Source organism: Neptuniibacter sp. QD37_6, assembly GCF_047778085.1.
Taxonomy (GTDB): domain Bacteria; phylum Pseudomonadota; class Gammaproteobacteria; order Pseudomonadales; family Balneatricaceae; genus Neptuniibacter.
Genome location: NZ_CP180550.1, coordinates 2934541 through 2948376, shown reverse-complemented (window position 1 = coordinate 2948376; position 13836 = coordinate 2934541). Strand labels below are relative to the sequence as shown.

At 45.2% G+C, this 13836-nt stretch carries 9 protein-coding genes; 6 read left to right on the top strand and 3 right to left on the bottom strand.

Features of this window, described 5'->3' with window-relative positions; genetic code table 11:
* Positions 1-18: 18 nt before the first annotated feature.
* The 3 genes from ACMXYO_RS14140 (at position 19) to ACMXYO_RS14130 (ending at position 4297) form a co-directional block, all read left to right on the top strand.
* Positions 19-1047, top strand: coding sequence for a succinylglutamate desuccinylase/aspartoacylase family protein (locus ACMXYO_RS14140; RefSeq protein WP_415885734.1), 1029 nt, complete (start codon positions 19-21; stop codon positions 1045-1047).
* Between the two features lie 192 nt (positions 1048-1239).
* Positions 1240-3423, top strand: coding sequence for a putative bifunctional diguanylate cyclase/phosphodiesterase (locus tag ACMXYO_RS14135; RefSeq protein WP_415885732.1), 2184 nt, complete (start codon positions 1240-1242; stop codon positions 3421-3423).
* Positions 3424-3562: 139 nt separating this feature from the next.
* Complete coding sequence (locus tag ACMXYO_RS14130) at positions 3563-4297, top strand: glutathione peroxidase (RefSeq protein WP_415885731.1); 735 nt, start codon at positions 3563-3565, stop codon at positions 4295-4297.
* Positions 4298-4401: 104 nt separating this feature from the next.
* Here ACMXYO_RS14130 and ACMXYO_RS14125 read toward each other — a convergent pair whose 3' ends face one another.
* The 3 genes from ACMXYO_RS14125 to ACMXYO_RS14115 all read right to left on the bottom strand — a co-directional run bounded on the left by ACMXYO_RS14125 (position 4402) and on the right by ACMXYO_RS14115 (position 8704).
* Positions 4402-5238 (bottom strand): S1 RNA-binding domain-containing protein, encoded by an 837-nt coding sequence (locus tag ACMXYO_RS14125; protein ID WP_415885730.1) that lies wholly within the window; start codon positions 5236-5238, stop codon positions 4402-4404.
* 183 nt (positions 5239-5421) lie between these two features.
* Complete coding sequence (locus ACMXYO_RS14120; protein ID WP_415885729.1) at positions 5422-6762, bottom strand: DUF1329 domain-containing protein; 1341 nt, start codon at positions 6760-6762, stop codon at positions 5422-5424.
* A 28-nt stretch (positions 6763-6790) separates the two neighbouring features.
* The gene (locus tag ACMXYO_RS14115; protein ID WP_415885728.1) at positions 6791-8704 is read right to left on the bottom strand and encodes a DUF1302 domain-containing protein; all 1914 of its coding nucleotides are present in this window, start codon (positions 8702-8704) and stop codon (positions 6791-6793) included.
* 282 nt (positions 8705-8986) lie between these two features.
* Here ACMXYO_RS14115 and ACMXYO_RS14110 point away from each other — a divergent pair, with 282 nt between their 5' ends.
* From ACMXYO_RS14110 to ACMXYO_RS14100, 3 genes are all read left to right on the top strand, one after another.
* The gene (locus tag ACMXYO_RS14110; RefSeq protein WP_415885726.1) at positions 8987-10045 is read left to right on the top strand and encodes an AraC family transcriptional regulator; all 1059 of its coding nucleotides are present in this window, start codon (positions 8987-8989) and stop codon (positions 10043-10045) included.
* 207 nt (positions 10046-10252) lie between these two features.
* Positions 10253-12031, top strand: a complete 1779-nt coding sequence (locus tag ACMXYO_RS14105; protein ID WP_415885725.1) for an acyl-CoA dehydrogenase — start codon at positions 10253-10255, stop codon at positions 12029-12031.
* Positions 12032-12071: 40 nt separating this feature from the next.
* On the top strand, positions 12072-13721 hold the full coding sequence (locus ACMXYO_RS14100) for an electron transfer flavoprotein-ubiquinone oxidoreductase (protein ID WP_415888107.1): 1650 nt from the start codon (positions 12072-12074) through the stop codon (positions 13719-13721).
* Positions 13722-13836 lie beyond the last annotated feature (115 nt).

Genomic DNA, 13836 nt, shown 5'->3' with positions numbered 1-13836 from the left:
TATGGAAGGGAATAGGGTATGAGAACGCTGATAAATCCTACTTCTGAGCAACTGCTGGAAAGCCCAGAGGCGTTCTTAAAAGAGATGGGCGAAGCGGTGATGATCTATGTCGAAGGGGAGCGGAGCGAGCGTACCCGTGGTTTAGTGACCCTATTGCATGGAAATGAACCCTCTGGCCTTAATGCGCTACACAAATGGTTAAAGCAGGAGCAAAAGCCGCTGTTTAATCTGCTCTGTTTTATACCCTCTGTTCCTGCTGCTATTCTGGAACCCATGTATAAAAACCGCGTATATCCTGGGCAGCGGGATATGAACCGTTGTTTCTTCCCTCCTTTTACGGATGCACCGGGGCAACTTGCTGAAGAGATCTTAGAGCTGTTTGAGGATTATCAACCTGAGTGCATCCTCGATATTCATAACACCTCGGGGCATAGCCCAGATTTTGGCGTAGTGACATATGTGAGCGAAGCACATGAAGCACTCGTCTCCCTTTTTAGTGAACGTTTAGTGGTAACCGATCTGCGCTTAGGCGCGTTGATGGAGCGAAGTACGCGTCGCTGTCCGGTAGCGACCATCGAGTGTGGGGGAGCTAAAGATCAAACGGCCAATCAGATCGCGTGGCAGGGTTTACAAAAATTTCTCTATCAAGAGGAGGTAATGCAGTTAGAGCACGGCCACCATCTAGAGCTGTACCGCCAGCCAGTTCGTTTAGAGCTTCAGCCGGAAACGACGATCGCCTTTGCTGATAGTTATGTGATCGGAACCGATCTGACCGTACCTACGCAATTAGATCAATTTAATTTTGGCGCAGTAGAGCGGGGTACTTTAATCGCTTGGTTGGGGGGCGGTACTTGCCAGCAAAACTTAAAAGTTCATGACGCTGAAGGGGCTGATGTTTTTTCTCGTTTCTTTGATATTAAGGGCAATCTACTCGTCACTGCACAGCCTCTGAAGCTCTTTATGATTACCACTCGGCCAGATATCGCCCTCAGTGATTGCTTATTATATGCCGCAGCGGAAACTGAACATGAGGTCGTCGATACCTAACCAATTGAAAAGATTAAATTTACCTGTATTGTGAATGCTTGTTCAAATATGATTATGGCCAACGAACAGTTAGTTTGGATCTATTTATTATGTAGCTGTAAAGCTGTATAACTAAGGTCTTATAACATCTGCTGGATAGTCACTAAGCACTAAAACGTGATTAATTGATTGTATAGAGAGCTTGTATTACTCATGATGCCGCGCATTTTAAAGTCGCTTACCCAAAACCCTTTCGCATTTTCTGCGATTGTCTTTGGGGTGGTGATGCTGGTGTCAGCTTTCTTTGTGAGTCATGAATTTGAGCGTATTCGCGAAAACATTAAACATCAGGCATTTGTAAATCTTTTGACCTTAGGCGCCCGATTAGAGGGTGAAGTAAATGCTCATCTTGTTGTATTGAGGGGGCTACGAGCTGAAATTGCGATCAATTCAGACATTAATCAAGGTGAATTTTCTCGTCTAGTTGATGAATTTCTGCAGACAAAACTTAGTATCAGGCACATCGCGTTGGCACCTGATTTGGTTATCACTAATATCCATCCCTTCGCAGGAAATGAATCAGCGCTAGGCCTTGATTACCGAACAATGCCAGACCAACTACCTGCAGTTATGGAGTCTATTCAGCTTAAAGACATTATCCTTTCTGGACCAGTCAACTTAGTGCAAGGTGGAACAGCGCTGATAGCACGAGTACCCGTGTTCATTGGTGAGGATCGAAATATACTTTGGGGTATTGTCTCAGCTGTGATTGATGATGAAGATCTTCTACAGAAAGCTGGTATAGATATTCGCCTTTGGGGCAATGATATAGCCATCAGAGGAAGAGATGGACTAGGTGTCGATGGTGATGTGTTTTTTGGTAATAAAGAAACCTTCCATCCTGATGCAGTGACAGTTGATGTTATTTTGCCCTTGGGGCGCTGGCAGCTAGCCGCTTATCCTCAAGGTGGATGGCAAGTTAAAAACCGACAAGTTCTGGGTTATTGGCTTATCAGCTTATTGGTGAGCTTCGTAATGGCCATGGCGACTTACCTGATTGCTCTGAATTATCGTGAAAAGCTTCAAGCGATCGAAACGGCAACTTACCGTGCAAACTATGATGCGTTGACTGGGTTATCAAATCGTTACCATTTCGGCCAGCAGTTGCAGGCAATGATCTATGATCATCAACGTCATAATCACATGTTTGCGCTGTTCTTTATCGATCTGGATTACTTTAAAGAGGTTAATGATAACTGGGGGCATCACACCGGAGACGAACTTTTACGTTTGTTTGCAGGGCGCATGCGCAGCATTGTTCGCAGTGATGATCTGCTCGCACGTCTAGCGGGTGATGAGTTCGTTATTATTCTGCGTGATATTGAATCGGCTACTCAGGCTGAATTGCTTGCCGAAAAACTTCAGATGGAACTGGGGGAGCCTTATCTTATTGATGGCCAGTACCTCTCGGTTACACATAGTTTAGGTATTGCTATGTACCCTGAAGATGGGCATAGCATGCAACAGCTATTGCAGAATGCTGACCGTGCGATGTACGCAGCTAAACGTGCCGGTAAAAATAGAATTTTCTTCTTTAATGAAGCACTGAGTCAGGAAGTGAAGCATCATGTCCAGTTGCATAACGACATACTGGCAGGTTTGCGTGAAGGGCAGTTTGAGCTCTATCTACAGCCAATCGTTGCTTTGGATACCCAAGAAATTGCCAAATGTGAAGCACTTGTACGCTGGATTCATCCCATTAGAGGTATAGTCTCCCCTGGAGATTTTATACCAGTTGCAGAGCAGACAGGCGCTATTCGTAGCTTAGGCGAGTGGATCTTGGATGAAGCTTGCCATCTGTCAGATAAGTTCAAGCAGGCAGGTATCGATATGCAGATTTCGATTAACCGTTCTGTGGCGGAATTTTTCCCAAAAGATGCTGACGCCCGTTGGTTGCAGATTATTGATGGTCACGATGTGGATCACAGCAATCTGGTGTTTGAGATTACCGAGTCGCTGTTGATGGAAGGTGGTGATAGTCAGTTAGATAAGATCAAACGCTTGCGTGAGCAAGGTATTGCTTTCTCTATTGATGATTTTGGTACAGGGTATTCGGCAATTAACTACCTACGTCACTATCCTGCGGATTACTTGAAGATTGATCGTAGCTTTGTGATCGATCTCTTGGATGATGAGCAGGACAGAACGCTGGTCGAGGTAATCATCAAAATGGGTCAAACCTTGGGCATCAAAGTCGTAGCTGAGGGTGTTGAAAACCAGCAACAGCTAGATATGCTTCGCGAGTTTGGTTGTGATTATGTTCAGGGGTATTTCCTTGGGCGTCCGGTACCCTTCGATCAATTCTTAGAATTCCTTCCGAAAGAGATTCACTCTTAATTTTAGTATAGAAAATCTCCATATAGCTCTAGGCTATCAGTCGATTAGTTTTGTTTAATTATTTTTATTCAACGTTTTCGCCTATATTAACTCTAACGAAACGCAAGTCATCCAGACGCGACATTTAGAGGAATAAGTCATGCTACAGAATAGCGAAGGTAAGAATATTCCAGCAGTAACTTTTCACACTCGTCAGGGTAATGAGTGGGTTGATGTAACGACTGCAGAGCTTTTCACAGGTAAGAACGTAATTGTATTCGCACTGCCGGGTGCATTTACACCAACATGTTCTAGCACGCATTTGCCTCGCTACAATGAGCTTGCGCCAGTATTCGCAGCAAATGGTATTGATGACATTATCTGCCTTTCTGTAAACGATACATTTGTAATGAACGCTTGGGCTGAAGATCAGCATGCAGACAACATCACTTTTATCCCAGACGGTAATGGTGAGTTCAGCGCAGCGATGGATATGTTGGTCGATAAAGACAACCTAGGTTTTGGCAAGCGTTCTTGGCGTTACTCCATGCTGGTGAAAGATGGCGTGATCGATAAGATGTTTATCGAGGCTGACCTTCCAGGCGACCCGTTTGAAGTATCTGATGCTGATACCATGCTGGATTACATCAATCCGCAAGCGGAACAGCCAAAACGCGTAACAGTATTGAGTAAGCCAGGTTGCCCGCACTGTACACGTGCTAAGAAAGCGCTGACTGACAACGGTTACAAGTACGAAGCGATTGAGCTAGGTAGCCACGGAGTAAGTTTCAGCACGTTGCAAGCGGTTTCAGGGCACGGCACAACGCCGCAGATCTTTATCGATGGTGAATTGATTGGCGGTGCTGATGATCTTGAAGCGTGGTTGAAGAGATAAACCGACGTTTTTAGAAAGGTTAAGGATGAACAGGAGAAACAAAAAAGCCGTAGCAGATCTGCTACGGCTTTTTCATTTTCTTCTTATTTTTATCAAGAGGGGTCTTAATCTTTTAAGCGTAATCCGCCCGGCTCAATGGTGATCTTGCCTTGTTTTAGTAGAGCACCCACAGCCATTTTGAATGCCTTTTTACTAATGCCAAAGTGTTTGTAGATCACTTCTGGTGAGGATTTATCATTGATTGTGATAAAACCTTCCTGCTCATCAATCATATCTAGGATCTGCTGTACGGTATCTACAACCTTGCTGTATCCCGGCTTTTGCATGGAAAGGTTGATCTTGCCGTCCGCGCGTACTTCTTTTATGTAGCCTTTAAATTTTTGGCCAGGGTAAACCGTTTTCAATACATCGCTACGGAAGATCAGGCCCCAGTGCTCGTGGTTAACAATCGCTTTTTGGCCTAGGTCGGTACGGTTGGCAATGACCAACTGAACCTCCTCGCCTGCTTTGTAACGAGGTGGTGTTTTATCCAAGAATTTATCGATCTTAGTGGATGCCACAATACGGTTAGTGTTTTTATCTAGATACAAACGCACAAGGTAGCGCTTACCAACCTCAACAGGGCGGTTCTTTTGCTCGCTGTAAGGTAGAAGCACATCTTTGGAAAGACCCCAGTCTAAGAAAGCACCTACATCGTTTACTTCTGATACTTTCAGCATGGCAAATTCGTCAACGATCGCCTTAGGTGTTTCCGTGGTCGCAATCAGATAATCATCGGTATCAAGATAGATAAATACGCGGATACTGTCGCCGACTTCTAAATCTTCTGGGCAGTAACGTTTAGGTAAAAGTATTTCGCCTAGTTCACCTGCATCCAGATAAACGCCAAAATCTTTCTCTTTGATTACTTCCAGAGTGTTGTATTTGCCGATAGCGGCCATGGGAAAACCTTTCGATAATGAGTAGATGGAGCAGCATCGCTGCTAAGCACAGTATTATCCTAGTCCATCGTTCAATATAAAAGCTCTAAAACGAAAAAAGCCTCCTTAAAAATAAGGAGGCTTTCTGCGTATCAGAATAAGATAGGATTATTCGTTTACGCTACTTGCTTGCATGGATCGGGTTTATTTACCCATGCGACGGATCGCCTGTGGGGTAAAATCTTTATGTTTAAAGCGTTGGCTAAAGTCGAATCCATTGCCTTCTTCGTTCGTCAAACTACCTACTAGGTATCTACCAGATTGAAGATCATAAAGCGCTTCAGCAGTCAGCCAAGGCACATTTACATCACGGTATTGGAACTGGTGGGATTCACCTACACGCCATAGCTCGCCTCGACCGTCGTAGTGATCGACTACAGCAATCTGCCAGCTATCTTCATCAATGTAGAATGTACGTTTCGCGTAGATATGACGTTCACCATCTTTAAGCGTTGCCTCTACTTTCCACACGCGATGTAGCTCGTAACGCGTTAGTTCTGGATTCATATGGCCAGGTTGAAGAATATCCTCATACTTTAATCCACGATCAGCTAGCTTGAAGCTGTTGTATGGAATGTAAAGCTCCTGTTTGCCAACAAGATTCCACTCGTAGCGATCAGGAGCGCCGTTGAATAGATCAAGGTTATCGGTCGTACGTTGACCATCACTGGCTGTGCCCGGTGCGTCATATGCAATTTGAGGCGCGCGACGAACACGGCGCTGACCGGCATTGTAAGTCCAAGCCTGACGAGGTTGTGCAATCTGGTTCATCGTTTCATGAACGAGTAACACGTTGCCGGTTAGGCGTGATGGCGCTTTAACGCGCTGGACAAAGTAGAACAGGATATTGTCATCTTTCTTAGCATCAGAGCCGCCTTCTAAAGCGCTCGGCCACGACATCTTTTCGTTAATTTTTACCGCAGTAAAATTACCGTTAGCTTGCACAGGTACCTGCACAAAAGTCCTTTCCAATGCACCGCCACGGTAGCGAGTCATATGGTTCCAGATAACTTCTAAACCGTTTTCAGGGATTGGGAAAGGGATTGCCGTTTCAAAGCCTGATAGACCGTTGCCGCCATCGGTTAGCTCTGCGCTGGAAGCATTCTGTTTTGCTGCAGCATAAACATCTGCTGGTAATGCGGCTGTACGATGGGTTGGGTACACAGGGATAGAATAACTATCAGCATACTTTTGCAACATCGCCATCTGGCCGGGTGTAAGGTTATCCTTGTACTGATCAGCATTGGCTGCAGTGATAGTGAATATTGGCTTTTCGCTTGCAAACGGGTTGCTGTAACGATCAGATCCGCTTTCTAAACCGCCGGTCCATGCCGGAATTGTTCCTGCAGCATTACCCGCTTTTTCGGCACCTATCGGTGTAAGTTGATTGCCCAGTTGAGCTACCTGCTCAGGCGTTGCGGCATAAACGCTTGCCGAGGCAAAAAGAATCGCCGAACTCAGCAGAAGTTTCTTGGTATTGAACATAGTGTATATCTCCATTTATCTGCTGATCTTAGAAAGAAACGGACGCGCTAATTGATAGGAAATCACGGTCTTCAATAGAGTTGAAATCCCCACCGAAGAAGTCGGTATAAGAAAGCTGAACACGGTATTTATTCAGGTAATCAGCGGTTAGGCTCAAACCAAGTGTTTTCTCATCTTCATTAAATGCTGCACCAGGTTGCGGGCCATAACCTTCTAAACCGTGCTTAAAGCTGATTTGTGGTGTTAGATTCACACCGGCAAAAGCATTCGGATAGTTTAAGTTAGCGCGTAGTACGTAACCGTAAGAGTCTTGAGTTACGAAACCATCGGTATCACCAGCAGCATAACCAAATGCACCATTACGTCCGTATTTAAGCGCGTTGGCACTCTCGTCCAAGTCGTGTACGTGAGTCCAGGCTAATTCACCCACCATCGTTAAGCGGCTTGCACCTAAAACCTGATCGTAGAATTTAACAAAGCTTGTTTGGACTTGAGTTACATCGAATGGAGTGAAACCGGAAACCTCACCGCCTGCTCCTGCGGAGGCTATCAAACTATCTGCTGCGCTGTTGCCTATGCCGCCAATATTTTGTTGCAGAATAGCCCCTACCAAAAGAGGACCGTTGATCTGGATAGGTACATCAGTTTTATGGCTGATTTCACCGGACCAAGCAATATCCCCGATATTGGTGTTAAAGCTTAAACCAATCATTTCGATATCTTCGGGGTATTCAACGAAATATTCAGAATCAAATGCTGCAACGACGGCTGCGGCTGTTGGGCTAACACCGCCTGCAATTGTTGGTAGATCACCTGCTGTTACAGAAGAGTTCACACCACTAGTTACAGGAAGGCGGCTGTGGTATCTAGATAGATACAAGCCGAATTCAGTGTTGTTTAAGTCTTCTGAAAAATAACGAAGTGCGAGACCAAACTGGCCGTCGTCATCAGCTTCCCTTCTGCCATCTTCATGTCGATTAACTACGGGGCTGATTGGTGACGCTAGGTCGGCTCCTGATAATGCCCAAACGCCTCCTGCGCCTAAGGTGTTGAAATAATCTTGATCGGAAACGTTAACGCCAAGAAGTGCCGATAAGGTTGGGTTTGTTGTTTGAATTCGGATGCCATCGCAACCTTCACCTACAAAGTCATTGTTGGAGAAGTAGGTTCCGCAACCATCTATGGCTGTCGGTTCCCATTTGAGTTGATAGAAACCTTCTACACTTAAATTATCGGTTAGGCCAAAGGACGCGAATGCCATATTGACGGGGAGTAGGCCTTCTTTGACTTCTGCCCCAGGACGACGGAACGCGTTAACATCAAACGGATTAATCGCGTTTAAACCGCCTTGTATGAATGTACTCTCGCCCCAGTTAACAACTTGGCGACCAATACGAACATCAAGTGGCTTTTCACCTAAATCAAATGCGCCATACCAGTAGGCATCTAATACTTCGAATCCGCCAAACTTGGCATAATCATTAAATCCAGAATCGTCTAATTCTGCACCGGGGTCATATAGGTTAGGTGAGTGTCCATGGTTTCTTGAGCCGGATTCTAACTCAGCGTCGTACCAGTATTTAGCACGGGTGAAAACGCCCATATTTTCGTAGCGTAGCTCTAGATCATGCACGCCCTTAACTATCTGAGAAAAGGTTTCACCTTTATCAAAGTTCTGGTTGCCGTCATCGTAGCTACCGGATCCAAGACTAGTACCGCCGTTACCTTTCGAAATTAGCTCTGAAGATGCGTCATCCATACGCCAGCTGGCTCCCATTGATATTTGAGAGTCAAAGCGTCCCTCGATATCACCGAGATTAAATTCTATTGCTTGAGCCTGATTAATACTTACTGCACTACCTATCAGTAACGGCAGTAGTTGGCGTTTAAACACCATGGATGGTTTTTTGCTGCGACGCAAAATCCAGTTTTTTGTTGCCATTTCGTTCACCTAGCGTTGTTATTTTTTTAAGGCGCAAATTGTGTTTTCTATCTAAATCCATTGCTTCTACTCAGTAGGTTTGCAGAATGGGCTCTACAGAGCAGTTACAGTATCTTTAACGCTATCCATGTTCACTGGCTTAACAAAATCTCTCAATAACAATTGAGGGCAAAGTTATTAACAAAATAGTTCGTTAGCTTGAAATTATTAACATAATAGTTCATGAATAAGAAAGGGAAGTGCGTTTCATCAAAAAATAAGAACAAAATAGGTTAGAGAGTCATGGAGCGTAAAATTACCGTACCCGCTGGGTACGTCCGTCACTTATTGCAGTTAGTTGAAGAGCAGGGGTTCAGTGTCGAACAGCTGTTGACCCATGTAGGGATAGATCCGGCTGAAATTGGTAACCAAACTGAATTTCCAGCGGATAAGTTTGGTTTGCTCTATCAGCGTATTTATTACATCGCTCAAGACGAATATTTCGGAATGTTGAGTGGCGGTAAGGTGCCAAATGGGACCTTCCGCATGATGTGTCATTGCTTGATCCACTGCACAACGCTTGAGAAAGCGATCTATCGTGCCAGTGATTTTCATGAGATCTGTCGCGGCACAAAAGTTAAACCTTATCTGGTACGTAAAGGCCGTTTTGCCAAGGTTTCGTTTACTACAACGGACGCAGCCGAAGTCTCGATGGAGGAAATTTTAAAAGACGAAATTCCGGGACGTATTCGAACCTCACTATCGATGTGGCAGCACTTTTTGTGTTGGTTAATTGGTAAGAGGTTAGAGCTGAAAGCAGCCTATTTTTCGTTTGCTGAGCCAGACGACTTGGCTCAATACAAAACTCTTTTCCAGTCAGAGGTGAAATTTGAACAGCATGATAATGCGATTGTTTTTCCTGCGCGTTATTTGGATTTTCCGATTGTTCAAACGCCTGAAACTTTGCGAAGTTTCTTAAAAACAGCCCCTTATCAGCTAATCGTAATGGTGGATGATGACACCAGCTTGAAGTCCCAAGTAGTGGCTTTGATTGGTAAGGACTTTAGTCAGGATCTACCAAGTGCTGAGGAAGTTGCGTATAGGCTGCATATGTCAGTATCGACACTGCGACGTCGATTGTTAGAAGAAGATACTTCTTATCAAAAGATCAAAGACGAGTGTCGCAAGTTAGCTGCGCTTAACTATATGAATTCCCCGCAGTTATCGATCAATGATGTTGCTGGGTTGATGGGATTTGAAGAGCCCTCCGCTTTCTTTAGGTCATTTAAAAAATGGACCGGCATGACCCCTGGAGAATATCGGCGTAGTGATAGCTATTGCCAGCAATTAGCTGACTCTTAATGCTTTAAATTGGCCCTATATTATAGGGCCTTTCTTGTCTTAAGAACGTTTTTGTTAGTCATTGAGGTGTGAATTGTTATTGCTGGAAATGGACGCTGGAACGATTATGTTAATAGCATTTCCCAATGTGAATTAACGTCGAGTTATTACAATAAAAAGCCTGAGCCGATCTAAGCGGTAAGCAGGTTAAGACGGAGCAAGTTATACATGAGCGATTATCGATACCCGTATCAAGATGGTGTTTTTGTCTTGAATGAGCTAGTGGGGTTAGAACAGATTTGTCATTCAGCAGGTCTAGAAGAGTTTGCTGAAGGCTTGGCTGAAGCGGTTTTAGATGAGGCTTCTAAGCTAGGCACTGAACAGCTTGCTCCTCTAAATGTGGTTGGTGATCAGCAAGGTGCCAAGTTAGTTGATAACCAAGTGCAGGAAACGCCCGGTTTTTCTGACGCCTATCAGCAGTTCTGTGAGGGTGGTTGGCCATCGCTTGCGGCTAATCCTGAGTTTGGTGGTCAGGGTCTACCTAACGCACTCTCTGTTGCGGTTAACGAAGTGTGGCAGTCCTCCAACTTGGCTTGGGCTTTATGTCCTCTGCTGACTCAGGGCGCGATTGAAGCGTTGGAAACGCATGGCAGTGAACAGCTACAGCAGCACTACCTTCCTAGGCTGATCAGTGGTGAGTGGACGGGCACCATGAATCTAACAGAACCTGATGCTGGTACCGACTTAGCAGCCCTGAAAACTCGTGCTGTACCAGAAGGTGATCACTACCGAATTACTGGCCAAAAGATCTTTATAACCTGGGGCGACCATCAGATGACTGAGAATATCGTTCATCTGGTATTAGCACGCTTGCCTGATGCCCCGGCCGGTGTAAAAGGGATCTCTCTCTTTGTTGTGCCTAAATTTTTGTTGGATGAAAACGGCCAAGTAACTGATCAACGTAACGATGCCTCGGCTGTGGCGCTGGAGCACAAGCTCGGTATCCACGGCAGTCCTACCTGCGTGATGAGCTTTGGTGATAACGACGGTGCCATTGGTTACTTGGTAGGTGAGGAAAATAATGGCCTTGCTTGCATGTTTACGATGATGAACGATGCGCGCCAAGGTGTAGGCCTACAAGGTTTAGCTATCTCGGAGCGTGCTTATCAACAGGCGTTGGAATACGCCAAAGATCGTGTTCAAGGCACCTTGAGGGATGGTTCTCGCGTTACGATTATGAAGCACCCTGATGTTCGCCGCATGTTGTTGCAGATGAAATCAGGTATTCAAGCTATGCGCGCATTAACTTATGTTGCTCGCGCCGAAAGTGATCTTTGTCAGCATGCTCAAGATAGTGAACAACGCGCTAAACATCAGGCGCGAACTGATCTTCTGACACCGATTGTTAAAGGCTGGGTAACAGAGTTAGCCCAAGAGATGACCTATCTTGCGGTGCAAGTGCACGGCGGTATGGGCTTTATCGAAGAAACGGGAGTTGCACAACATTATCGCGATGCCCGTATCTTGACGATTTATGAAGGTACAACCGGTATTCAGGCTTTAGACCTGATCGGTCGAAAAACCTTGGTAGATAGTGGTGCTGCACTCACTGATTTACTGAGCGAAATTGCTAGCGATCTTGATCAGATCTCCGAACCTGAACTGCAAGACCTAGTTAGCGCGATCTGTGATGCCCTTAAGCATGCAGAAGAAGCTAAAAAATGGGTATTGAAAACTGCGAGTAAAGATCCAGCTGCAGCAGGTGCAGCCAGTGTTAGCTTTATGATGCTACTTGGTTATCTTTGTGGTGGTTGGTTATCGGTTAAATCAGCCAGCATCGCCCAAGCTAAGCTAAATGATCCTGAGAGCGATCAGCCATTCTTAGAAAGCAAAATAGTATCGACACGCTTTTATGTAGAGCAGTTGCTACCACGTACATCAGGTCTTTTGAGCGCAGTCATGGCAGGTGGTGATGCGGTGATGCAGCTTTCTGAAGAACAGTTTTAAGTAGACGCCATATAGGTGAGAGAGGTGAGTTATGAGTGATATGGCGCGTGAATCAATGGAGTTTGATGTAGTCATTGTCGGAGCAGGTCCTGCTGGATTATCAACAGCCTGCCGTTTGATGCAGCAAGCTCAAGAGGCGGAAAAAGAGCTAACCGTTTGTGTGGTAGAAAAAGGTTCTGAAGTTGGAGCACATATTTTATCGGGCGCAGTGATTGAATCGCGGGCTCTGGATGAACTGTTTCCTGATTGGGAAGAGCGGGGTGCACCATTAAATACGCCGGTGACTGAAGATCAGATCTTTATGCTCAAAGACGAGGAAAAAGCCACCCAAGTTCCTAATATGCTGGTTCCTAAAACGATGCATAATAACGGAAACTACATTGTTAGCTTGGGTAACTTATGTCGTTGGTTGGCAGAGCAGGCTGAGCAGCTTGGTGTGGAAATCTTCCCTGGTTTTGCCGCTGCAGAAGTTCTCTACCATGAAGATGGTAGCGTTAAGGGGATTGCTACTGGCGATATGGGGTTAACTGAGTCTGGAGAGCAGAAAGATAGTTATATGCCGGGTATGGAGCTGCATGCTAAATACACGGTGTTCTCAGAAGGCTGCCGCGGGCATTTAGGAAAAGAGCTGATAGAGCGCTTTGATCTGGCAGCAGAAGCCGATGCTCAACATTATGGCTTGGGTATTAAGGAACTGTGGGATATTGATCCTGATAAGCATAAGCCTGGTTTAGTTGTTCATGGTTCAGGCTGGCCTCTGAGTGATGGCGCGAGTGGTGGTTTCTTCCTCTATCACACCGAGGGTAATCAAGTAGTTGTTGGCTTGATTGTCGATCTGAATTACTCCAATCCATATTTAAGCCCGTTTGATGAGTTTCAGCGTATGAAACATCATCCCGTTTTAAAACAGTACCTAGAGGGCGGCAAGCGCGTCTCCTATGGTGCTAGGGCGATCACCAAAGGCGGCTTTAATGCCCTGCCTAAAATGACCTTCCCGGGTGGCATCATTGCCGGTTGTAATGCCGGTACGCTTAACTTCTCGAAGATTAAGGGTACGCATACGGCGATGAAGTCGGGCATGTTGGCTGCAGAAGCAATTTTCGATGAGCTAACTCAGTCAGGTGAGAGTGGTAAAGAGCTAAGCGGTTATGCGCAGAAGTTTGAATCCTCTTGGTTGTATGACGAATTATTCCGCTCACGTAACTTTGGCCCTGCGATGCATAAGTTTGGTCCGTTGTTAGGTGGGGCCTTTAACTACATCGATCAGAATATCTTTGGCGGAAAAATCCCATTGACGCTGCACGATACTCATGCCGATTACGCACAACTGAAACCTGCATCTGATTGTAAAGAGATAAGTTATCCAAAACCTGACGGCGAGATCAGCTTTGATAAGCTCAGTTCGGTGTTCCTCTCAAATACCAATCATGAAGAGGATCAGCCGTGCCATCTTCAGTTAAAGGATGAAAGTATTCCTTTAGGTTCAAACCTATCGACTTATGCTGAACCTGCGCAGCGATATTGTCCTGCGGGAGTGTATGAAGTGGTTGAGGATGAACAGGGACAAAGATTCCAAATAAACTCGCAAAATTGTCTACACTGTAAGACCTGCGATATTAAAGATCCGGCCCAAAATATTAAATGGGTGGTCCCAGAAGGTATGGGCGGACCAAATTATCCAAATATGTAGTTTGTAGAAATCCGGTGAGGCGTGTTTATCCGGTTGTTTTTTAATCGTTTCTGGTTAATCTTTAGTCGAATTTCCAAAAACTGAAAAAACTTTGAAAAATAATCAGTTTTTTTTA